The organism is Saccharibacillus sp. JS10, from assembly GCF_024436065.1.
In the GTDB taxonomy this organism is placed as follows: Bacteria; Bacillota; Bacilli; order Paenibacillales; family Paenibacillaceae; genus Saccharibacillus.
In genome coordinates this window covers 1,087,610-1,110,551 of sequence record NZ_JANFNS010000001.1, presented here as the reverse complement: position 1 = coordinate 1,110,551, position 22,942 = coordinate 1,087,610, and the positions used below count along the sequence as shown (strand labels likewise).

The following is a 22,942-nucleotide window of genomic DNA, read 5'->3' as shown; positions in this document are numbered from 1 at the left end:
TAGAGGAGGAAGTACGTTGAATGAACCGTTGAAACTCGGGGTGATCGGAGATCCGATTGCCCATTCGAAATCGCCTATTATGCATAATGCGGCTCTACGCGAGCGAGGAATCGCAGGCGATTATACAGCGCTCCATGTGAAGCCGCATGATCTTGAAGAGATGATCTCCAAGATGCGCGAAGAAGGGTATCGCGGCATTAACGTAACGATTCCTCACAAAGAACATGTGATGCCGTATTTGGATGAGCTGAGCGAAGAAGCTCGCCGGATAGGCGCAGTGAACACGATCATTAATGATGCCGGGCGTCTGATCGGTAGAAATACAGACGGAATCGGTTATGTACGATCGCTCAAAGAAGAAGCGGCGGGCGAACTTCAAGGTCGCCGAATCGTCGTGCTTGGAGCGGGCGGTGCCGCTCGCGGTATCATTTACGCGCTGGCTGCGGAGCAACCGCAGCGTATTACGCTACTGAATCGGACGGTCGAACGTGCCGAAGCTTTGGCTCGGGAATGGAGCGATCTTGCCGAAATTTCGGCGCTGCCTATGACCGAAGCCAAAACAGCTATTCAAGATGCCGATCTTGTGATCAATACGACATCGATTGGAATGCACCCGCATACGGACAGTATTCCATTAGATATAGAGTGGCTAAAAGGAACAGAGATCGTGAGCGATCTGATCTATAATCCCCTAGAAACTCGGTTATTACAGTCTGCAAAAGCAAAAGGTTGCGTCGCACACGGCGGGCTTGGCATGTTTGTCTATCAAGGCGCTTACGCGTTCGAATATTGGACAGGTGTCTCCGCTCCGATTGAAGTGATGCGAAACGCTGTACTTGCCGATATGAAGCTTTGATCGTACATCGTGTACGAATGGTTAAATAAACAAAAAGAGGAGTCTATTCATCTATGCTTACAGGCAAACAAAAACGCTTTTTGCGTTCGCAAGCGCATCATCTTGATGCTATTTTTCAAATTGGCAAAGGGGGACTCAACGATCAGTTGGTTCGCCATATCAACGAAGCGATTGAAGTTCGCGAGTTAATGAAAATTTCGGTTTTGAACAACTGCGCGGAAGAACCTAAAGTATTAGGTGCGCAATTGGCAGAAGACGCAGAAGCTGAATTGGTACAAGTGATTGGGCGTACCATCATTTTGTATAAAGAATCGAAAGAGAACAAGCAAATCGAATTGCCGTAATGAAGGTAGCGGAGGAGTGAACGGTTTTGAAAATCGGAATTATGGGCGGTACATTCGATCCGATTCATATCGGTCATCTGGTTGCTGCCGAAACCGTGCGAGAGGTGCTTCGTCTGGACGAGATCTGGTTTATGCCGTCTCATATTCCTCCGCACAAAGCGGAAGCCGGATTTTCTGGCGACGAAAGATTGCAGATGGTCGAATTAGCGATTCAATCGCAACCGGCTTTTCGGACACTCGATATCGAATTGCGCCGAGGCGGAGTCTCCTACAGTGCAGATACGATGGAGATTTTGACGAATCAATATCGTGAACATTCGTTTCATTTTATTATAGGCACCGATATGGTGAACTATTTGCCGAAATGGGAACGAATCGAAGAATTGGCGAAAATGACACGTTTTGCTGCGGTAGGTCGAGCAGGATACAAGCTGGACAAATCGCAACTTCCAGAAGACGTGGCAAGTGCGATCGACGATGTCGATATGCCGCAACTTCAGATTTCTTCGACTGAGATTCGGGAGCGACTGCGTAACGGAACTTCGGCTCGTTATTTGGTTCCGGATTCGGTCTATGAATATTTACAAAGGAGCGGTCATCATGGAATTTGATCGCGAAGCACTAATCAAACATGTATCGTCGCAGATGCCGGAAAAACGCTGGCGTCATACGCTTGGCGTGATGCAATCGGCGATAGAACTTGCCCAACGTTATGGCGCAGATCCGGTTCGCGCCGAGCTTGCCGCAATTATTCACGATGTCGCCAAGTATTGGCCGGTACAGCGTCAAGCCTCGGTCATCGCGGAAAATCAATTGAATGTGGATCTGCTCAATTACGATGCGCCTATGTGGCATTCGGAAGTCGGGGCTTATGTCGCGGAATATGAATACGGCATTGAAGATCGCGAAGTGATCGATGCGATTCGGTATCATACATCAGGGCGCGAGAACATGACGTTGCTTGATAAAATCGTATGTCTTGCCGACTATATCGAACCGGGACGTGATTTTCCGGGGGTTGATTTGATCCGCGAAAAAGCGAAATTAAGTCTTGAAGAAGGATTGATTGCCGGATTTGATTCGACGTTACGAATATTGGTCGAACGCAATCAACAAATATTTCCGACAACGGTATTGGCTCGAAATGATCTGCTTCGCCAGCTAACTCAGCGTGAGCAAGCTTCGCATGCAAAGCCAATGTCCGAAAATAAGGGAGGATAACGAATGAGTGTACAACCTGAACAATTGCTTCGCCTTGCAACAGAAGCGGCAGCAGATAAAAAAGCGATGAACGTCGTCGCGCTGGATCTGACAGGTATTTCGCTAGTTGCGGATTATTTCGTCATTTGCCATGGTAATTCCGATACGCAAGTGCAAGCGATTGCGAGCGAAGTTCGCAAAAGTGTACTGGATGCGGGAGGTACAATCCGCGGAATCGAAGGGATGGACTCGGCACGTTGGGTGCTGATGGATCTTGGAGACGTAATCGTGCATATTTTCCATCGCGACGAGCGTGAATATTACAATATCGAGCGCGTCTGGTCAGACGCGAAAGTGGTGGAAACCGTATGAGTCTCGAAGCCGGCACAATCGTTAAGTTAAAAGTCGCTCGCGAAGTATCGCCGCACGGCTTTTTTATGACGGACGGTGAAGAAGAAGTCTTGCTTCCGTACACGGAACGTACAGGCAATATGAAATTCCGTAACGGTCAAGAAACCGAAGTGTTTATTCATCATGATTCGGAAGATCGATTGATCGCGACGATGAAAAAGCCTTTGTTGACGTTCGGAGAGATCGGCGTTTTGGAAGTTGCAGATATTCATCCGCGTCTTGGATGTTTCCTTGAAATGGGACTCGGTCGTCAATTGTTGCTGCCTAAGCGCGAATTGCCTGAATTGCCGGAGCTTCAACCGGAAGTGGGCGATCGTATTTACGTCCGTATGGATCGCGATAAACAAGGTCGTCTGCTTGCCCGTACATCCGGGGAAGAAGAATTGTCTCCGCTTTGTTTTAACGCGCCGGAATCTTGGAAAAACCAATGGATGAAAGCGACGGTCTATCGCCCGCTTCAAATGGGTACTTTCGTCATTATCGAAGGTGGCGTATTGGGCTTTGGCGCAATCGGATTGATCCATTCTTCCGAACGTCCGCGTCCTCTTCGTCTTGGTGAAGTTGTCGATGTTCGCGTTGTCCGCGTTCGCGAAGAAGACGGACGCGTGAACCTGTCGATGGCGCAGCCGAAAGAAATCGGCATGGATGAAGATGCAGAGAAAATTTTGGCTTATATGCGTAGCCGCGAAGGCGGAGCGATGCCTTATTCCGATCAAACAGCGCCGGATATTATTAAACTTCGTTTCGGAATCAGTAAGTCTGCATTCAAGCGCGCGCTTGGACGTCTGATGAAACAAGGGATGATCGAACAAGACGAGAACTGGACACGTCTGAAAGCTACAGAAGAAACGGCGCCAGACGCGGAATAATCGTTTTTTATAGTTGATCTTCAAATCTACGGCTCGTTTCCCGGACAGGAAAGAGCCGTTTTTTTATGGAAAGATGAAGATGTACAGAAAGGAGTTTTGTATCAGATGTCTTATGGGAAATTTGCTTATATTTACGATGAATTGATGCAGGATATGCCGTATAGCAAGTGGCAACGGTTTGCACTCGATGCCTGGGAAAAGCACGGCAACCCTAGCGAGGTTGTAGAATTGGGTTGCGGCACGGGGACGCTTACGACCCTGCTTGCCGAGCAAGGTTATCATATGACGGGAATCGACTTGTCGGAAGATATGCTCGCCGTTGCGCATCATAAAGCCAGTGAGCGTCCTATGCTTCAAGGGTTACTGCGTACCGGCAGTCTTCGTTTTGCTTGTCAAGATATGACCGAGTGGGTAACGCCGGAACCGGTAGACTCGGTCATTTCTTTTTGCGATTGCCTGAATTATTTGACGGAGCCTCAGCAGATCGAAGATACATTCCGTAGAACGTATGAGGGTTTAAAGCCGGGAGGCACCTTTTTATTTGATGTTCATCATCCAAATACGCTTCGTCGATATGAAGAAGAACAGCCTTTTGTCTTGGATGAAGATCAAGTGTCTTATATTTGGACTTGTGGGTTAGACGAAGAGCGGATCGAAATCGAGCATCATTTGCGGATATTTGTGCGTCGCGAAGAAGATTCGTCGTCGGCAGAGCTATATGATCGTTTTGACGAAATTCATGTAGAACGTGCTTATGAAATGACATGGTTGCAACAGGCGCTGCTGGATGCAGGATTTTCAAGTGCAGAATATTATGCGGATTTTGGATGGGAAAAAGCAGACGAAGAGACGGAACGTGTGTTTTTTGTAGCGGTGAAATAATATTCTCTGATCAAAAGTCGTTTGAGCTTGGGCAACGGGAGAAATTTGTTAAAGAAGCTAGTCTTATTTCTCCCGTCGATCCCCAACCTTTGTGCATATAAATATTCATGTTACAAACCTTGTGACAAAATCAACACCGCCCCGATTAAAGCGATCATTCCTGCTAACTGACTCCATACCATAAAAGAAGGATTCGGTTCCGACGTTTCGGATTTGGGGATCACCTGCCGTATCCGCCAGACCCATTGCGGAGTCAACACATTGACAGCTCCGATCGCAACCAAAATCAGAAAAAACAGAAACACGATCTATCACAGCTCCTTTCGGATAAATAAAGAAGTTTTGACCTTGCGTATCTTTACTCTTTACCCAAAATCATTGTTTTGAACGAATTTTTTTGGCTGATATTTCAATAGACGAACCGCTATTACCCCACTATAATAAAGCAGCAATCCAGCATTGCAAATTTATAAAAGACAGGGGAAAAATAATGAAAAAAAGATCGATGGCAGGCTTATTCTCGGCAGCGCTGCTCGTAAGTGCGATTGCTCCGTTTTCGGCTTCAGCGGCTTCGTTGCCTACAGATGTAGGCAAACTCTCATTGGGTGCGCCAACATCAAGTGTCGATATTCAACTGATTTTGGCTCAACTCGCTGTAAGTACGAAAGAAGCCTCAACTGGAAATGAAAAAGCCAAGATCAAGATCAGCCAAGAAGCGATAAAGGCTGAAATGAAAGAAAAGCAAGCAAAAATCGAAGAAGCGACTAAAAAAATTCAAGAAGCCGAAGCGAAAAAAGCTTCTTCTTCGCAATCGGATGCAGCGAAACAGCAACTTATAGAGGAATACAAAGCTGCTCATCAAGCGATTGAGCAAGCTCAACAACAGATCGCTGCGCCTTCGAAAGCTCCAACTGATGGTACTCCGTCGAAAATACAAAGAGTTACGGGTTCGTAAAAGATTTAAACGATATTACAAAAAGACGACTCATTTCCTTAGGGAAGTGAGTCGTCTTTTTAAGAAGCAGGTATTAATTTTTGATAATCTGAACCGTATACGTCTTCGACGTCTGATGATCTTCAGCGAACGTAGTTAACGTCAGCGAAGTCATGTTGTCTTCTACAAAAACTGGACGACGGATCGATTCTTCAACCAAAATGTCGTTCACTACGAGCAATCCGTTTTTGGATCGTAGCGAAGCTTGTAAAAACACAGTGTTGGTATGCGCTGGAACAGTAAGAGTGTAATCCGTGATTGCAGGATCAAAAGACGGCTCTAATATGCCGGTATCAAATTCCAACAAATTCAGCGAAGCGTCCGTACCGAAAGGTCGCATGATTCTCAAAATATCGAATATGCCGGTTTCTTCTCCGTTAACTTCAAATCTCACATCCAGTGTCTCTTGGTTACCGATCAGATCTGCCGGTAGCAAATAATGATGGTGATGGAAACCTCGTTCACCTTCAACCGTCGATGATGGAATACCGTCAGCGATGATCACATCGTTGACCTTTACTGTAATCGGTCGATCTCCGCGATGACCGGAGAAATATGTCACTTCCAGTACGTGATCTTCGCCAGCACGTGTGCTGAGCGTATAGCCAAAGTATCCGCCGTTCTCGGCGCGGCGGGTCGTACTGCCGTCCCAGACATCTACGAATGTCTGGTCGCCTTGAATCCGATGCTCCAGCTCGTATTGGTCGTTGCCGACCGGCAAGCTGTCGATCGTAGCGTCTTCGACGCGTCCTTTTCGCTTGCTTTCGCAAATGTGCGCCTGAAGCTCCCGCGAATCGGCTTTGACGATTCGCCAGTAGATCCCGTAGCGTTCGTCATGCCGCTTATAATGCGGCGTAAAGACCAACCGATGATCTTCATCGGTTCCTTGAAGAACAAATTCAAGGGCATCTTCGCGCTTGATCCAGCGCGAAGGCAGGGAAGCCAGCCAATCTTCGGGGCTGCCTTCTACGGTAATAAAGTCTTTGACGAGCATGCTTCTCGTCGGGACACTCACGGCTACGCCGGTCGCGGACTCGGTCATGTCCGCGGTGCCCAGCCCTGCGCTGAGCACAGCAGGCCCATAACGGAAAGCGACCGTATGCGGCGCGTCCGGCAGCCCGATCGCGCGCAGCGTCATCGGCAAGCGAAGCTGGATCCGGTCGCCGTCTGCCCAAAGGCGGCGAATCACGGCGAAGCCGTCAATGGCTTCGATCGGCACACTTTCGCCGCCCAGCGTGAGCGAAGCTTCGCCGTGCAGCCAATCCGGCAAACGCAAGCGCAGCGTAACTTGATTTTGCTGCTTCGCTGTAGTCGATACGGTGAAAGACACCGTATCGGACTCCGGCAAAGCAGCGCGCTGCTTGAGCTTTAGCCCGAAAGAAGGGGCGTCTAGTTCCGAAGAAAAATATTGCAAGACCGCAATGCCGTCTTCACTTTGGAAATACAAGCTGTCGTTTAGCTTGCTGAAGCTTTCCATGCCCGTACCGGTGCAGCACCAGAAATGTTCGAACGGCGAACTATAGACTTTAAAATAGCCTGTCGCCATCGGTTGAAAATACATCGTCATGCCGGTGTCTGGATGTTGCGAAGAAACAATCGCATTCAAAAACGTATTTTCATAGAAATGAGCGTATTTCATATCGCCGCTTAGCTTGAATAATTCGCGTGACAGCTTGAGCATATTGTAAGTGTTGCAAGTCTCGGCTGTGAAGTTAGAGCGTTCGCAATCCAGCTCGTCCGGTTCTCCGAAATGTTCCCATTCGCTATTGCCGCCTGTAATATAGCTATGGTGCTCCACGACCATCGTCCAAAACTGTTCTGCGGCTTTCAGATAAAAAGATTCGTTTTCGCCCAAGATCCGGTAACGGTTTAGCGCTCCGATAAATTTAGGAATCGTCGTATTGGCATGTTTGCCTTTTAACACATCTTGCCCTGCGGCAACCGGCTCAAACAAACTTAATTCGTCAAAAGCATGAGCGGCATCCAGATGGCTTGGTTTTCCTGTATGTCTGTACAAATCGTATAAACAATCGTTCATTCCGCCATATTCGACCGACAATACAATCTGCCTAACTTCCGGTGTCCAGCTTGCAGTCCGATCCGCAATCCAATCTCCAAGCTTTTCACAAATATGTAGCGCTTTCAAATTTCCGGTATGCTCAAATACTGCAACTAAGCCGGCAACAATCTTGTGCATCGTATACCACGGCACCCAAGCCGGTTGACGCTGTTCGATCCGATCAAATAACTCCTGCGGAAAAGCGGATAAATATCCGCTCTCTAACTGACATAATGCAAGTTCGTCGATCAAGTCGTTTAGCCTTTCCAACAATTCAGCATCATGCGATACGTGATAAGCTTGAGCCGCTGCTTTGAGATAATGCCCTAGAGTATGCCCTCGAATTTCGGTATTTTCCCAACCCGGATAACTTTCAGCAAGAGGAATCAATCCTTTGGTATTCCGGAATTCCGCTAACAACCGATCATTTTGATACCTTTTCAAATAACGTACTTCTTGGTCAAAAGCTTGCTGTAAGTAAGCGTCATCGATACGTACGTGATCCAGTGGATAGTCGTTAAATCGCGATTGAATCGGCATATTCATTCTCCCGTCTATACGTTCCATTCTTGTAAAAGCATCAAAGCAGCGCCCGCAGCAACGGCGTGTTCGCCAAGTTTAGCTACAGAAAAAGTCGGCGTATAAGAGCGTCCGGTATTAATATTTTGCATCGCCGTGAATATCGCAGTTTCCAAAACAAGGGGATGCGCTTCGATCAGTGGACCTCCCAATACGATATTGTCAGGATGCAACACATGAATCAAATTAGCAAGCCCTAATCCCAAATAAGCAGCGGCTTCAATAAATTGTTCGTTGACGAGCGCATCGCCTTGATGCAGTGCTTCGGTCAAGTCCGCAAAAGTCAGATCTTCCGGTTGTTTGTGTTGAAGAAGACTGGCATGACCTTTTTTCAATAGATCGCGAACTCGTTGCTGCAATGCCCGTACCGATACGAACGTTTCCCAAGCTCCATGATTGCCGTGATCTTCAAAGTTAGTCCCGCCTTTTGCGATAATCATCTGACCGATCTCCGCATCGGCGGCTCCGCGAATCAGACGCCCTTCGGACATCATCGCTGCACGCAGTCCGACACCGGTATGTACATAAAGTAGATGCTGAACATTTTGACCGCGTAGTGCCCAGTTTTCGCCAAGCAAAGCGGTATTCGAACCATTGTCCAATACAGCGGGGATATTCAATTTTTGTTTTAACAATTCGCAGATCGGCACTTCGTCCCAACCTTCGGCTTTGAAAAATTCAGGTTGCGTAATCAAGCCGGCTTCGCGGTTCAGTGGGCCTACAGCGCCTATTCCAATTCCCAAAAGCGAATCCGATTGTAACGAGTAATTGTCCAAAAATCGCTGCGTTTCGACGCCGACACGCTCAACGAAATGTTGCGGCGTCATTTGAGCATCCATATGCCAACGAGTCGAAGTGATCAAATTCAACTGCATATCATAGAGTGCAAGCGTCGAATAGATCCGTGAGATTTCAAGACCAAGCAAATAGCGGTAAGTCGGATTGGTTTGAAACAAGATCGGTTTTCTTCCGCCGGTAGAACTGCCAAGCCCGGAGATTTGAATGATATGTTGAGCCACCAGATCATCAAGTAAACGGGTCATGCTACTACTGGTTAACGGGAATTCTTGCATCAGATCGGCTTTCGATACAGTGCCGAGTTCAAGAATGCGCTGGTAAACCTGTTTACGTATTGAAGCTTGAGGACGAGCAATCATAAGTAGTTCTCCATTTCCGAATTTTAATAGTTTCATTATAGAGCTTTTTGATTTAAAACTCGAATCATGTAGAAATAATACGTAGACTTAATATCAGTTTGAAAAGATGTGGTATAATGAAAAGATTGTGGACTCCTTTATAGAGAGCTTCAGAAAGAGGTTTGTAGAAAAGAGTGAATCAAATGAATAAGATGTTAACCCGAGAACAACCTTTACGGATGTTGCTCGCGATATTTATGACATTTCTCAAAATAGGGCCTTCCACGTTCGGTGGTGGATATGCCATGATCGCGACGATCGAAAAAGAAGTCGTTGAGCGCAAAAAGTGGATGAACGCAGATGAGATGAGCGATATGGTGTCGGTAGCCGGTTCTGCACCAGGCGGTGTAGCTGTAAACTCGGCGGCTTTTGTCGGCTACCGGATGGGCGGAGTGCTTGGAGCGATCGCAGCCGTACTTGGCATTACACTTCCTACACTTGCAATCGTGCTGCTGCTGAGTCTTACGTATTCGTTGTTCAAAGACTATGCCAAAGTCCAAGCAGCGCTTAAAGGAATTCATGCAGCTGTAATCGCGTTGATTCTGGTTGCGGCATGGAAAATGGCAAAAGCGTCTTTATTTGATGCGTTGACGATTGGCATCGCAGCAATTGCACTCGGTATTTTGTTATTTACGAATTGGAGTTCCATTTGGCTGATTATCGGAGCGCCGATCATCGGAATTACCGTCATTCTTATTCGTCATGTCAACCAACTGGAAGTGCGTACCGAACCGAAGTCAGAAGTGTCGCAAGAAGCAATGTTGCCGGAATATTATATTTGAAGGTGAATAAAACGTGGTATTATGGAATCTTTTTATCGTGTTTTTCCGAATTGGCTGTCTGGCGTTCGGAGGCGGTTATGCGGTCATGAGTTCGATTCAACGAGAAGCAACCGCAATGGGATGGATCGGAACCGGTCAATTCCGGGATATCGGCGTATTGTCGAGTATGGCGCCAGGATCGATTGCGACGAATAGTGCGACTTTGATCGGATATCAACAAGCCGGAATCGCCGGCGCGATCGTTGCGACGGTCGGTATGGTTTTACCTTCTTTGATTTTGGTTATTTTGTTCGCCGCTTTTTTCGTGCGATTGCAAGATCGCTTAAGCGTTCGTTCCGCTTTTTACGGATTGCGCCCTGTAGTCACCGCATTGATTCTCTATGCCGCGATCCGATTCGGATTCGACGAACAATTGAGCTCAGGCGAATGGCTCAACGGACAGACATTGGGCATGGTCTTGATTGTAGGCGGCGGACTATTCGCTCTGCTTAAATACAAATGGCATCCTTTGATGGTCTTAGGACTATCCGCGGTAGCCGGAATCGTCATATTCTAAAAAACTCCGTTTCCTCTATAGGAAACGGAGTTTTGTCTTTTATAGATGAACAAATTCCATACCCTCAACAATTTGGCGATTACGGTCGATGATATAGATAACCCGATTTAACCTTGGCTCATTTTAACAAAAAAGTGGAGTCATTACGATTTTGTGCCGCGCTGGAGGAGAAACGCCATGAGCATACTGATTGTCGACGATTCGATGATGAATCTCGCGTATTTCAAGCAGGTGTTGTCCGAAGCCGGTTACTCAGCTATTGAGACCGCTTCTTCGGCAGAACAGGCTTTGGAGCGGCTAGGCATGACAGGTGGACGTATTCCGCGTAAAGCAGCAGCTTTCGATCTGATTTTGCTGGATATCGTCATGCCGGATATGGATGGGATCGAAGCTTGCGGTCTAATCAAAGCTTGTCCGCCTTATATGGACTTACCGATTATTTTTCTAACCAGCGACCGAAGGCATTTCAAAGAAGCGTTCGGCGCGGGCGGAATAGACTTTGTCGAAAAAGGAGCGCCGGATTACGAACTGCTTACACGCGTACAATCGGCGATTCGTTTCAAAAAAGAAACCGATATTCGAAAAAGCCGAGAAATCGGATTGCTCAAAGAATTACAACTTGCCAAAAAAGTACAAAAAACCGTACTTCCCTCACCGATGCTAGAACCGAAGATCGAAATTCATGCGCAATATATCCAATCGGATGAAGTATCCGGCGATATGTTTTATTGGACACGAATCGACGAACATCGCTGCGGCGTCATGCTAATCGACGTGGCAGGTCACGGATTATCTTCGGCTTTGATCAGTATGTCGGTGCGCTCGTTATTGGACAGGATGGTCAAGCGAATTACCGAACCTTCGGAAGTATGCCAAGAATTAAATCGGCAAATGTTTAACTTGTTCGGCGGAAGCCGCGAATCGATTTATTTGACCGCAATCTATCTGCTGATTGATCAAAAAGCGCAACAAATTCGATATTTCAACGCCGGGCATCCACCAGGTTTATTTTTTTCAGAAAATCAGAAAGCACATTATTTGGAAACGACTGGTGTGCCTTTAGGCATTCGCAAAAAAATTACGAGCCGTAGCGGTATTTGTCCCTACTCAGGTTCCGGAAAGATATTATTATATACCGATGGCTTGGTCGAGACGCCGCGAAAGTCGATTAGTGCCGGGATCGAACACCTGGAAAATTACGCCTCTCGTATTCGATACTTGCCAAATGATCGGTTTACTGAAAAGTTAGCGGTATTTGGACAAGGCAAAAGCGACGATGTCTGTATCGTATCGATTCAATTAAACGATTAAGGATGGCAAGTCAGTAGGAAAGGAAGAATGCTGATGGAAAGATCGATTATTACGAGAGCCAAAAATGCCGAACTTGCGGTAGAAGAAGCACTCAAACTACTCGCCGTCTCCAGGGAACAGGTACAGATCGAAGTGATAGATCCGGGCGGAAAAGGTGTGCTTGGATTAGGGGCGCGTCTCACTGTGGTGAAAGTCACCGTGTTATCGCAAGAGCGAAATTCATCGGAATCAGCATCGATTCCTGTAGAGTCTGCCGAGATCAAGTCTGATGAATTCCGTGAACCCGTGAATATCCAAACCGATCAAGTTTCGTCGCCTAGTATTCCGCCTAGCCCTAGCCAATCTGTAAGTTCATCGTCTTCCGCTGCTTTGACTAAAGTTGCATCAGAAGAAACTTCGATCGAGCAAGGAGGGATCGGTATTCGCGGCGGCAAGTTTTGGATTCAAGCGACAGGTAGCCGTCTTCCGCTGTTAACGCCTCCAGTAGGTGCTGTCTTATATCGGAACGGTTCGCCGGTGGAAGGGAAAATATCGGTTGCACCTGATGATGAATTGGAACTGGAATCGGAGCCGATCCGAGAAGAAGGGGTTTGGAAAATCGAGATCGACGATGCTTGCTTGAAAGCCAAACTGCATATTAGACCCGGGTTCGAAAAAACGTTTACGCTCCAAGATTCTAAGCTGCAAGCGCATCTTGTCGTTCCGGTATCCGAGCAACGAAGATTTTTGCCGATTGATCAAGTTCAAGTCGTAGATACTTTGAAAGAACTTGGCGTCGTCTACGGGATTCGTCCAAGCGAGATTGGGCAAGCTTGTCAATCCCAGCAACCAGGCGTGTTCGTGATCGCCGAAGGTACACCGGCTGTTCAAGGTGCAAACGGTACTTTTACGACTAATTTTGAAACCGAAACCAAGCGTATGAGCCCGCAAAGCCGAGAAGACGGAACGATCGATTACCGAGAAATCGTCGAGTTTCCGACTTCTATCGAAGGTCAAGTGTTGGTGCGTACCTTACCGGCAAAACCGGGACGTCCGGGACGCGATCTGATGGATCGACCGATTCAGCCGATCGCGGTACATTCGATTGAGTTGGCGGCAGGCGAAGGTGTGTCGATTACCGAAGATGGTAGACGAGCGGTAGCTATTCGTTCAGGCATGCCTCGCGTGAAGCAACAAGGGTTTCGATTGCATTTGTCGGTGCTTCCAAAGTTATCGCATCGCGGCGATGTCGATATGAAATCCGGCAATATTCGTTTTCGCGGAGATGTTGAGATTTCAGGCGGTGTACATCCCGGGATGAAAGTCGAAGCGACCGGAAGTATTGCGATTCGAGGTGCGGTTGAATCGGCAACTGTGGAAGCCGCATATTCGCTGATCGCTTCAGGTAATCTAATTCATACACAGGTCAGCGTAGGCAAAAGAAATGAATTTTTCGATCAAGTTGAGCCGCTACTGTTAGAAATTTCGTCGCAAACTCAATCCCTTCAATCTGCTATTGAACAGTTAGGTCAGACTGCTGCGTTTAAGCTGAATGATCTTCAAAAAACAGGGCTTGGGGCACTGCTCAGCGTATTGCTTCGAGGTAAATTCAAAACCTTGCAGGTTGCTTTAACCCGTTTTTCCGAACAGGCGACGCAAAACGAAGCGCAGCTTGATGAAGAATGGAAAAGTTACGCACATACGTTAAAGTATGGATTTCTCGATCTTCGGCAAGGCGGCTTACGAGACGTCCGCGAATTGGATGCTTTCCGGCTCCGTACTTTACAGCTCGCAGAATCGGTAATCGGACCGGAAGATCGCCCTATTTTCGCGGAACTTCAATACGTTCAAAATAGCCATGTTTCGTGCGGCGGCAATGTGCGTATCGCGAAAGGCGCTTACAACGCAGCGATTTATTGTCAAGGCGAATTAGAGGCAAAAGGAACGGTTCGAGGTGGCGTTTATTTTGCGGCTAAAGGAATTATTCTCAAAGAAGTAGGAGCGCCGGGCGGTATTGTGACCAAACTACAAGTTCCTGAAAAAGCTTTTGTTCGTGCACAAGTCGTGATGGAAGGTACGGTCGTTCAAGTTGGTCGTCGCTCGTTCCAATTTATCGAAGCGGCATCGAATATTCATGCGCGTCTTGATCATAACGGCGAACTGTTGTTGTTTTAGATCATCATTTATTTTTTATTTCAAAAGGGGGCATAAGATGTTTGCTTATCGGATCGATAAAACGGAAGAAGAAGCGGTCGTGGTATTTGAAGGCGATCTGGATATCGAAAGCGGTGAAGTGTTAGAAGAAGACATTTTGCCTGTCGTATCGGAATATCCGCATGTACGTCTAGACTTTAGCGAAGTGTATTTTGTTGACTCCTCGGGGATTGGCTTAATTATTCGTACCGTGGATGAATTGAGAGAAGGCGGACGCCTTGTGAACATTCAGAACGTACGCCCGGAAGTGATGGAAGTGTTCGACTTATTGCAAATCCGAGATATTCTGGGCGAAGATATTTTTGAATAAGTGTGAATAAAAGATGTAGGATCGTACTTCACAAGAAAGGAACCGATAAGCTTGAACACACCACCTAATCTAAATAATTCGACGCCTTATCTATTTTTGGCTTTGGCAGGATTTATGTACGGGGCAGTTCTTGCTGTCGGCGCCGGGCATATTTCTTGGGTCGAACTTTTGCCGATTTTGATTCTGACGCTGATGCTGGATTTGTTTCCGATTCGATTGATTAGCGGGACGGAATTTGGAGCCAGCATCATCGGATTTTTATCGTTACTCATCGGATTTGGTCTGTACACGGCTCTGCTTGGGGTATTTATTAGCGCTGTAGTGAACGAAGCCCGGCAAAGTGAATTCCGATTCAAAAACGTCGATCCACTGCGATGGTTAATTCGGCTTGCGATCAGTACGCTAAGTACATGCGGCGCGGCTATCGTATTAGGGATCGGAATCACTTGGTTTCCCGGTATGCCTTTGTATGCTCAAGCGGCATTAGCTGCATTGGCATACAAAGCCGCAAAACTTCCGCTAGACTCGGGTATTTTAAAAGCGATGACCGGCACGTCGTGGTGGTTAGGGATTTTGGATCGTCTCAAGGAAACTATTATTCCGATTCTTTTATGTGTGGTCGTGATTCCTCATTTTCTCGGAAATATATTGGAAGACGATACGTTTTACGAAATGATCTATACCGGTTTATTGCTATTTTTTATTTTATACTTTTCTCGTATCTATGTTCGCGAAGTTACTGGATGGCGACGGACATTCGAGCGTTTCAGTGTGTTGTTCGAATCTCGACTGTCCAAAGGTCTGGAAGGGCATGGAATTCGAAGCGGCGTCATCGCAGAACAACTTGCCGATCGATTGGCGTATCCTCGGGAGAAAAAAAGGCTGCTTGTGCAAGTTGCGATTCAGCATGATATCGGAAAATCGACGTTGCCTGCTTATTTATTCAATAAACGCGGCGCTTTGTCATTGTCCGAAGAAGACGAATACCGTTCCCATAGTGAAAAAGGAGCGGAAATCATGTTGACGTTGACCCAAGATGAGCGAATCGCTTCATGGGTGCGTCATCATCATGAACGTTGGGATGGCAAAGGATTCCCTCATGCGCTCAAAGGCAAAAATATCCCGTATGAAGCAAGATTATTATCGTTGGCGAGTCGGCTGGATCATGTGTTGCAAAAAGAAAGCAATGATGAAGCCGTCTATGCGTATGTTCAGCGACTATCTGGACGTGAAAGCGATCCGGAATTTGCAAGTGTGGTGGATCTAAGCTTTATTCAATTGGTTCGAGAAAAGCTGGAGAAGCATGGATGGACACCGGAAGAAGTTCCGGAAGTCGATAAAAGACTTACCTATTTTTTAACAGCTGAAGCACAATCTGACAACATCGAAGAAGAAGAACAAGGTTCTTTTGTCGGCGTTAGTATGATGCTTAAATTTGCATCGGACGGCTTATTATACGGCTTAGAGCAACCTTCGCTCGAAGCTGCAATTGTTCGGTTAGCGAAGCGTGCCGATAGCGAGCAGACTTCTTTTTACGAGCTGATCTCTAGCGAAGAACGGACGTACGAAGCTCATTTTTATCCGGAAAACGGAGAAGTTCGTATTGCTTTGACAGATATTACGCCGGCGATTCGGTATCGAGACAAGCTCAATAGTGAGACGTTGCATACGTATCAAGGCATTATGTCGGCTTTGTCCGAAGGGAAAGTCTCGCTTTGTTTAACTCCGCAAGAATTGCTGGCACGGCTTGGGCAACTTAGCGAAAGTATGGTGATCAGCGAACGAAGCGATATTTCGCGCAGCCGCGATCTGGCGGCAAGTTATATTTCTCATCATGAACCTAAGCGAATTATGCAAGTGAAGCTGGCGGTATCCGAAGCGGCAACCAATCTACTCAAGCATGCGCTGGGCGGAGAAGTTTCGATTTTCACTCAGGAAGATGCTCTGCAAATTTTGATCTGTGACGAAGGTTCGGGCATTTCTTTGCATGAATTACCGAAAACGTTCGTCGTATCTGGTTACAGCAGTAAACGTTCTTTAGGTCGGGGATTTGGCGTCATGTATGCTTCGGCAGATCGGATGTTTTTGTATACCAATTCGAGCGGAACAAAAATACTACTGGAATTCGACGGTTTGCTTGATCCGTTCGGAGAAAGCGAAAAACAAGAATCCAACTTTTTTTCCGAAATAGTAGTAACTTAATTCGGATGTTAGATAAATGTTAGTTTATATACTTTATTTTACCGAAGACGGACTCTTAGTTCGTCTTTTTTTGTATATTTTGACTTAAAATTTAAACGATAGTCCTGAATTTAAAAGGTTTTACGTCGGATACTCTAGTTTTCTGTAGGTTTTATTTAAGATGAATAAAAATGTTAGATAAACTAACAAATAAATTTAGATTACATACAGAAAAGGAGGATATAGATGATAACCTTCCACAAAGTTGACAAATTTTATGGCGATTTTCAAGTCTTGTCGGATATTAACCTGCATGTAGAAACGGGAGAAGTAGTCGTTGTGTTAGGGCCATCCGGTTCAGGGAAAAGTACGATGCTGCGCTGCATCAATCGGTTGGAAGAAACGAACAAGGGGCAATTGACGGTCAATGGAACACGGGTCGATGATCGCAAAACCGACCTTAATAAGCTCAGACGAAATATCGGAATGGTTTTTCAACATTTTAATCTGTATCCGCACAAAAAAGTCATCGACAATATCACACTCGCTCCGATCAAAGCACTTGGTGTGTCCAAGTCCGAAGCAGAGAAGACCGCTCTACATTATTTAGAAAAAGTCGGCATTGCCGACAAAGCCCAATCGTTCCCGTCTCAATTGTCGGGAGGACAGCAACAACGTGTTGCGATTGCCAGAGGGCTAGCGATGAAGCCGCAAATTATGTTGTTCGATGAACCGACATCTGCGCTTGATCCGGAGATGGTCGGCGAAGTATTGGACGTCATGAAGACATTGGCGCGAGAAGGCATGACGATGGTCGTAGTCACGCATGAAATGGGATTTGCTCGCGAAGTTGCCGATCGAGTCGTATTTATGGATCAAGGCAAAATTGTCGAAGAAGCACCGCCTGAGCAATTTTTCTCACAGCCTCGCGAAGAACGGGCGCAATTGTTTCTTCGTCGATTGCTTAACCACTAATCTAACTTAAAAGGGGTTTTTACTATGAAAAAACGTTCGAAAAAAATGTCTTCCGCTCTACTTGCCGGTATTGTTTCTGTCACAGCTTTACTGAGTGCTTGTACATCCACAGGTGGAGGAACTTCGGCTTCGGGTGGAAGTACAGATGCAGCCGCTTCGCAACTGGATGCAATCAAAGAACGCGGAACATTGGTCGTTGGCGTAAAATACGATACGAAATTATTCGGCTTGAAAGATCCGGCAAGCGGCGATGTGGAAGGATTCGATATCGATATGGCACATGCACTCGCTAAAAGTATCTTGGGCGATGAAAGCAAAGTCGAGTTGAAAGAAGTGACGTCCAAAACGCGTATTCCGATGCTGAACAACGGAGACATTGATATGGTCATTGCCACGATGACGATTACGGATGCACGGAAAAAAGAAGTCGATTTCTCGGACGTTTATTTCCAAGCCGGACAATCGCTACTTGTCAAAAAAGGCAGCTCGATTACGGGTATCGACGACGTGACAGCCGATACAACGATTATGGCAGCTAAAGGCGCGACTTCGATCGACAATATCGAAGCGAAAGTACCGGGCGTCAAAGTCCTTCAGTTCGACAACTACCAAGATGCGTTTAACGCTTTAAAAGCTGGACAAGGCGACGCACTGACGACAGACGATGCGATCTTATACGGTATGGCAGCTCAAGATCCAAATTACGAAGTCGTAGGTGAGCCATTCTCGGACGAACCTTACGGAATTGCGATCAAAAAAGGCGAAACGACATTAGTCGAAGCGGTCAACAAAGGGCTTGCTGATCTGAAATCGGACGGACAATACAACGAAATCTATAAGAAATGGATTGGAAAAGAACCTGTAACCAACTAAGCAAAAGGATAAAAGGTGGTGCTGAAAGATGCTGGACTTCTCCATTTTGACCGAACATTTTCCTGATTATATGGCAGGCTTCCTGAACACGATCAAAGCGAGCGTATTCGCTTTGATCGGTAGTTTTATACTCGGTACGATCATTGCGGTCATGCGGATTAGCAAGTATCGAGTATTGCGGGCAGTCGGAGCGGTATATGTCGAGTTTATTCGTAATATTCCGATCTTGATCGTCGTACTCTTTTTCTTCCTCGGACTGCCTTCGTTAGGTGTACGGTTAGATGGGTTTACTGCCGGGACACTCGGGCTTACCGTATATACCGCCGCCTTTATTGCCGAAGCGATACGAGCAGGGATTCAATCTGTACCCCAAGGGCAAAGCGAAGCCGCGCGTTCCTCGGGCATGAGCTATATGCAGACGATGCAACATGTCATTTTGCCGCAAGCGATCAAATTGGTTATACCGCCGCTTAGCAATCAATTTATCAATCTGATCAAAAACTCATCCGTATTAACTATTGTTGCTGGGCTGGATCTGATGTACTTTGCGGATATTATCAGTAGCGATACGTATGTAACATTCAGTACTTATATTTTTGCCGCTGCTTTTTATCTAGTGCTGACGTTGCCTCTTAGTTTTGCTGCTTTGGCTTTGGAAAAAAGATTGGCTCGAAGTGCATAAGCAGTAATCTCGGTAGACGTTGGAACACAAAAGGAGGGTGCTGAATGGATTTTGTAGGAGCTTATTCACCGGATAATTTGCGCTTTTTGACAGAAGGATTAAAAATCACGTTGTACGTGGCAGCGGTATCGATTGTGCTGAGCTTTGTATTCGGGACAATTGTCGGTACGATTCGGTATATGAAAGTTCCGATCTTGTCGCCAATCCTGGCAGTGATCGTCGAGACATTACGTAATTTGCCACTGCTCCTGATTATTTTCTTTATTCAATTTGCTTTACCCGAGATCGGGTTTAAATTTACGGTTACCGCTGGCGTAATTACCGCATTAACGTTGTTCGAAGCGGCGATGATTTCCGAAATTGTGCGTGCAGGCTTGACCTCGATTCCAAAAGGGCAGACGGAAGCCGCGAGATCATCGGGACTTGGCGTTTTGCAGACGTTAATTCATATCGTGTTGCCGCAAGGGCTTCGCCGGATGGTTCCGCCGTTAGTCAGTCAGTTTATTTCATTGTTAAAAGACACCTCGCTTGCGGTGATTGTCGCACTTGCCGAGCTGATGCACAACGCGCAGATCGTCATGGCGCAAAATCACCAATATCCGATTCCGATCTTGCTGTTGATCGCTGTCGTCTATTTTGTGATCAACTATACATTGTCTTTGCTGTCGCGCAGACTTGAAGCTCGCACGGTATAAAAGCAAACGCTCCACACATCAGGCTACGTATGATAAAATAGACAGATGCTAAATGACAGACACTAAGCGAAACACGCAAAAGATCGACGAGGAGGAACAGCGGGCTGTGTATGCTTTTTTCCGCAACGAAAAAATTCAATTGCTCGCGGTAGCGTTAGGTACAGCAGCGGCTGGAGAGTTTAAGATCAATCCGGTGCCTGGCGATTTATTTCGAATAGCGTTAGGCGGCAGTACGTTTTTGTTGTTTTTGCTGCTGATGAATCGGTTGTCTTATATCAAAGCCGGATTATGGACCGCAGTGGCAGTGATCGGTATTCGAACCTTACTCGATTTTTTGTTTCCGGTTCAGTCTTTTGATTGGCTGGAAAGTCTGCGCACGCATACGTCGAGCGGTCTATATTATCTCGTGTTTGCTTGCGGCATGCTTACCGTTCAACGCCGGATTCACCAAATCAATCTGCTATTGCTTGGCGTGATCTGTGCATGTATCGATATTGGCTCGAATACGACTGAGATGTTGGCGCGTTGGTTGCTTGGAGGGTCGGATATCAGCAATCTGGCGACTTGGGGTTATATTGTTTTGGTTGGCGGAGTTCGAGGTTTTTTTATGACTGGGCTATACAGCAGTATCGCAGTCAGTCAGATCCGAGCTTTAAATATAGAACAAAACAAACGTATGGAGCAGATGTTGGCGATTAGTTCCGGCCTGTATGGCGAAGTCTTTTATCTGCATAAGTCGATGGATACGATTGAACGTGTTACCGGCAATAGTTATCGATTATATGCAGACTTGAAGCGGGAAGGGCTAGACGAATTTGGCAAAAGGCAACTCGGAATCACGCAAGAAATGCACGAAGTCAAAAAAGATTCGCAGCGGATCGCCGCAGGATTGCTCAAGTTATTCGATCAAGAGTCCAAAGTGTTGTTGTCACTCAAAGAAGTCGTTCATTATTCGGTGCGTGGCAATCGAAAATATGCGTTAATGTTAAATAAGCAAATTGTATTTGATGTTCGAGTCTATACGGATTATGCTACGCCGCAACATTTGCCGTTGCTTTCTTTACTGAACAATCTGCTTGCGAATGCGGTAGAAGCGATTGAAGGGGCTGGAGCGATCGGATTGGAAGTTCGCGTAGAAGGCGATCGAACGTGGATCACGGTAACGGATACCGGACGAGGCATTTCGATTAAAGACCGCGACCATGTTTTCGATCCGGGTTTTACAACGAAATTTGGGGATAGCGGAGTCGCGGCGACAGGGATCGGATTATCGCACGTGCATGATATTGTGCATGAATTAGGCGGAGCCATTCGCTGGTTTCAACCGGAAGGCGAAGTATGGAGTACAGCATTTGAAGCGAATTTTCCGACGGATCAGCTAAAAAAGGGGGAATAGACGCATGGCGTCTTTTTGTATTATCGACGATGATCCGGCTGTCCGTGCCATGCTGACGAATATTATCGAACATAGTGGACTAGGCGAGGTCGTAGGCACAGCAAAAGGTGGAGAAGAAGGTGTTCGCGTTGCGCTCGAAACATCAGCGGATGTCGTCTTGATTGATTGGTTAATGCCTGACCAAGATGGGTTAGAGACATTGCAACAACTGCAAGCGGAAGGCTTTCGCGGCAAATACGTCATGATTTCGCAGATCGAAGATCGGGAAATGGTGGGTGAAGCTTACCGGACAGGAATTGAATTTTTTATCCGTAAGCCAATCAACCGGATCGAAGTCGAATCTGTATTGTCTCGGGTGAGCGAACATGCAGAGCTGAGTCAATATTTGAACGAACTCAAAACGTCGTTGTCGAGATTGGATCAGATTGGAGCCGCAGGGCGTTCAGGTACACCTGTTGCCAAACGACGAAGCGTAGCGGAAGTGCTACGTCCGATTTATATGAATCTTGGTATTCTTGGCGAAGCGGGTTGCACCGATGTTACCGCAATTATGGAGTATTTGGTGCAGCGAGGAGAGCAAAGTGATTTTCCGCCGCTGCGCCAATTGTATGAAGAAGCGGCTGCGCAGCGTGGTACAGAAATGCAAGGAAGCGAACGGGAAATCAAAGCGGTCGAGCAGCGGATTCGGCGTACCGTTATCGTGGCGCTGAGTCATATGGCTTCTATAGGGCTAACCGATTACGGCAATCCAAAGTTCGAACATTATGCGCCGCTCTATTTCGATTTTGAAGATGTGCGTGCCAAAATGAAAGAAATCGACGAAGAACAAAGCGAAGGCCGTACCAAAGTCAGTATCAAAAAGTTTTTGCAAGTGATGTATTTGGAGATGTTGGACGGACTCGAAGCGGGGTGAGCGAAAGCTTACTGCCGCTTTTTTATTTGCTTATCAATATTTTATATATGTGCATCGAAAAACTCTATTAGTCGAAGTTCAATTCACGTGATAAAGTTAACAGCAATCAATCCCGAGTAAACAAATAGGTAATGTAAAATTAAAAGGTGGTGCCAAACATGAGTGAGGTTTTTCGCAAAGCTGAAGTTAAAGATATTGAGCGTTTGGTAGAAGTTACGTATGCCGCTTATGCACTGATTCGTGAGCTGGGATTGCAATGGCCCGCAGCTCACGCGGACTATCCGATGGTGCTGCAAAATATGGAGGACAACGAGTGTTACGTGCTTGAAAAAGACGGAGTGGTCGTCGCGACCGTCACGTATTCGACGAGTGGAGAAGCTAAAGTCATTACCGATCTTCCTTTCATGAAATGGTTTGCGGTAGATCCAAGCTATTCCAACCAAGGCTACGGCGGTAAATTGCTGGACTGGGTCGAACAAGAAATTATTCAAAATCTGCACGGGCATAGTCAAGTGACACTGGCTACCGCACAAAAACATCCGTGGCTTGTCAATATGTACGAGCGTCGAGGTTACGAAATCATCTTGGAGATCGATACGCAAAATGGAGACGGAATTATGTATCTACTTCGCAAAAATATAGCGGATTACGCGTATTCAGGCGGAGTTTTGAATCAAGCATAAGA

24 protein-coding genes are annotated in these 22,942 nt (G+C 46.5%); 21 read left to right on the top strand and 3 right to left on the bottom strand.

The annotated features are described in order from the left end of the window. Nucleotides 1–16 precede the first annotated feature (16 nt). From aroE to NOM90_RS04990, 7 genes are all read left to right on the top strand, one after another. Nucleotides 17–856 (top strand): shikimate dehydrogenase, encoded by an 840-nt coding sequence (gene aroE / locus NOM90_RS05020; RefSeq protein ID WP_255940401.1) that lies wholly within the window; start codon nt 17–19, stop codon nt 854–856. A 53-nt stretch (nt 857–909) separates the two neighbouring features. Next, a complete protein-coding gene (yhbY, locus tag NOM90_RS05015) occupies nt 910–1,200 on the top strand; it encodes a ribosome assembly RNA-binding protein YhbY (RefSeq protein ID WP_255940400.1) in 291 nt (96 codons plus the stop codon). Between the two features lie 26 nt (nt 1,201–1,226). Continuing rightward, entirely contained in the window at nt 1,227–1,811 is a 585-nt protein-coding gene (locus tag NOM90_RS05010; protein WP_255940399.1) for a nicotinate-nucleotide adenylyltransferase, read from the top strand. Continuing rightward, nucleotides 1,801–2,421: a bis(5'-nucleosyl)-tetraphosphatase (symmetrical) YqeK gene (yqeK, locus tag NOM90_RS05005; RefSeq protein WP_255940398.1), complete on the top strand. Its 621-nt coding sequence runs from the start codon at nt 1,801–1,803 to the stop codon at nt 2,419–2,421. Before NOM90_RS05010 ends, yqeK begins: the two co-directional genes overlap by 11 nt. Nucleotides 2,422–2,424: 3 nt before the next feature. After that, on the top strand, nt 2,425–2,772 hold the full coding sequence (gene rsfS / locus NOM90_RS05000; RefSeq protein ID WP_255940397.1) for a ribosome silencing factor: 348 nt from the start codon (nt 2,425–2,427) through the stop codon (nt 2,770–2,772). Then, complete coding sequence (locus NOM90_RS04995; protein ID WP_255940396.1) at nt 2,769–3,680, top strand: CvfB family protein; 912 nt, start codon at nt 2,769–2,771, stop codon at nt 3,678–3,680. Before rsfS ends, NOM90_RS04995 begins: the two co-directional genes overlap by 4 nt. Before the next feature lie 105 nt (nt 3,681–3,785). Further along, nucleotides 3,786–4,562 carry a class I SAM-dependent DNA methyltransferase gene (locus tag NOM90_RS04990; RefSeq protein ID WP_255940395.1) on the top strand — a complete coding sequence of 259 codons (777 nt, stop codon included), beginning with the start codon at nt 3,786–3,788 and terminating at the stop codon, nt 4,560–4,562. A 110-nt stretch (nt 4,563–4,672) separates the two neighbouring features. Here the strand turns inward: NOM90_RS04990 and NOM90_RS04985 are convergent, their stop codons facing one another. Then, entirely contained in the window at nt 4,673–4,867 is a 195-nt protein-coding gene (locus tag NOM90_RS04985; protein WP_255940393.1) for a DUF6199 family natural product biosynthesis protein, read from the bottom strand. Between the two features lie 185 nt (nt 4,868–5,052). Here NOM90_RS04985 and NOM90_RS04980 point away from each other — a divergent pair, with 185 nt between their 5' ends. Then, a complete protein-coding gene (locus tag NOM90_RS04980) occupies nt 5,053–5,517 on the top strand; it encodes a hypothetical protein (RefSeq protein WP_255940391.1) in 465 nt (154 codons plus the stop codon). A 73-nt stretch (nt 5,518–5,590) separates the two neighbouring features. On the opposite strand, the gene NOM90_RS04975 is transcribed toward NOM90_RS04980, so the two are convergent. Together NOM90_RS04975 and NOM90_RS04970 are read right to left on the bottom strand one after the other, a co-directional pair. After that, on the bottom strand, nt 5,591–8,155 hold the full coding sequence (locus tag NOM90_RS04975; protein ID WP_255940390.1) for a beta-L-arabinofuranosidase domain-containing protein: 2,565 nt from the start codon (nt 8,153–8,155) through the stop codon (nt 5,591–5,593). Nucleotides 8,156–8,169: 14 nt separating this feature from the next. Then, entirely contained in the window at nt 8,170–9,351 is a 1,182-nt protein-coding gene (locus NOM90_RS04970) for an ROK family protein (RefSeq protein WP_255940389.1), read from the bottom strand. A gap of 182 nt (nt 9,352–9,533) precedes the next feature. Here NOM90_RS04970 and NOM90_RS04965 point away from each other — a divergent pair, with 182 nt between their 5' ends. From NOM90_RS04965 to NOM90_RS04905, 13 genes are all read left to right on the top strand, one after another. Continuing rightward, nucleotides 9,534–10,172 (top strand): chromate transporter, encoded by a 639-nt coding sequence (locus NOM90_RS04965; RefSeq protein ID WP_255940388.1) that lies wholly within the window; start codon nt 9,534–9,536, stop codon nt 10,170–10,172. 13 nt (nt 10,173–10,185) lie between these two features. Continuing rightward, entirely contained in the window at nt 10,186–10,728 is a 543-nt protein-coding gene (locus NOM90_RS04960; protein WP_255940387.1) for a chromate transporter, read from the top strand. A 177-nt stretch (nt 10,729–10,905) separates the two neighbouring features. Beyond that, complete coding sequence (locus NOM90_RS04955) at nt 10,906–12,039, top strand: PP2C family protein-serine/threonine phosphatase (protein ID WP_255940386.1); 1,134 nt, start codon at nt 10,906–10,908, stop codon at nt 12,037–12,039. A gap of 33 nt (nt 12,040–12,072) precedes the next feature. Next, entirely contained in the window at nt 12,073–14,193 is a 2,121-nt protein-coding gene (locus tag NOM90_RS04950; RefSeq protein WP_255940385.1) for a FapA family protein, read from the top strand. Nucleotides 14,194–14,230: 37 nt separating this feature from the next. After that, nucleotides 14,231–14,542: an STAS domain-containing protein gene (locus tag NOM90_RS04945; RefSeq protein WP_255940384.1), complete on the top strand. Its 312-nt coding sequence runs from the start codon at nt 14,231–14,233 to the stop codon at nt 14,540–14,542. Between the two features lie 51 nt (nt 14,543–14,593). Continuing rightward, the gene (locus tag NOM90_RS04940) at nt 14,594–16,744 is read left to right on the top strand and encodes an HD domain-containing phosphohydrolase (RefSeq protein WP_255940383.1); all 2,151 of its coding nucleotides are present in this window, start codon (nt 14,594–14,596) and stop codon (nt 16,742–16,744) included. Nucleotides 16,745–16,969: 225 nt separating this feature from the next. Further along, nucleotides 16,970–17,698: an amino acid ABC transporter ATP-binding protein gene (locus tag NOM90_RS04935; protein ID WP_255940382.1), complete on the top strand. Its 729-nt coding sequence runs from the start codon at nt 16,970–16,972 to the stop codon at nt 17,696–17,698. Nucleotides 17,699–17,722: 24 nt separating this feature from the next. Continuing rightward, nucleotides 17,723–18,571: a glutamate ABC transporter substrate-binding protein gene (locus NOM90_RS04930; protein ID WP_255940380.1), complete on the top strand. Its 849-nt coding sequence runs from the start codon at nt 17,723–17,725 to the stop codon at nt 18,569–18,571. A 28-nt stretch (nt 18,572–18,599) separates the two neighbouring features. After that, on the top strand, nt 18,600–19,253 hold the full coding sequence (locus NOM90_RS04925; protein WP_255940378.1) for an amino acid ABC transporter permease: 654 nt from the start codon (nt 18,600–18,602) through the stop codon (nt 19,251–19,253). A 44-nt stretch (nt 19,254–19,297) separates the two neighbouring features. Beyond that, nucleotides 19,298–19,948, top strand: coding sequence for an amino acid ABC transporter permease (locus NOM90_RS04920; protein WP_255940377.1), 651 nt, complete (start codon nt 19,298–19,300; stop codon nt 19,946–19,948). 106 nt (nt 19,949–20,054) lie between these two features. Continuing rightward, nucleotides 20,055–21,344, top strand: a complete 1,290-nt coding sequence (locus tag NOM90_RS19300) for an ATP-binding protein (RefSeq protein ID WP_255940375.1) — start codon at nt 20,055–20,057, stop codon at nt 21,342–21,344. A 4-nt stretch (nt 21,345–21,348) separates the two neighbouring features. Next, a complete protein-coding gene (locus tag NOM90_RS04910) occupies nt 21,349–22,257 on the top strand; it encodes a response regulator (RefSeq protein ID WP_255940374.1) in 909 nt (302 codons plus the stop codon). A gap of 158 nt (nt 22,258–22,415) precedes the next feature. Next, nucleotides 22,416–22,940, top strand: a complete 525-nt coding sequence (locus tag NOM90_RS04905) for a GNAT family N-acetyltransferase (protein WP_255940372.1) — start codon at nt 22,416–22,418, stop codon at nt 22,938–22,940. Nucleotides 22,941–22,942 lie beyond the last annotated feature (2 nt).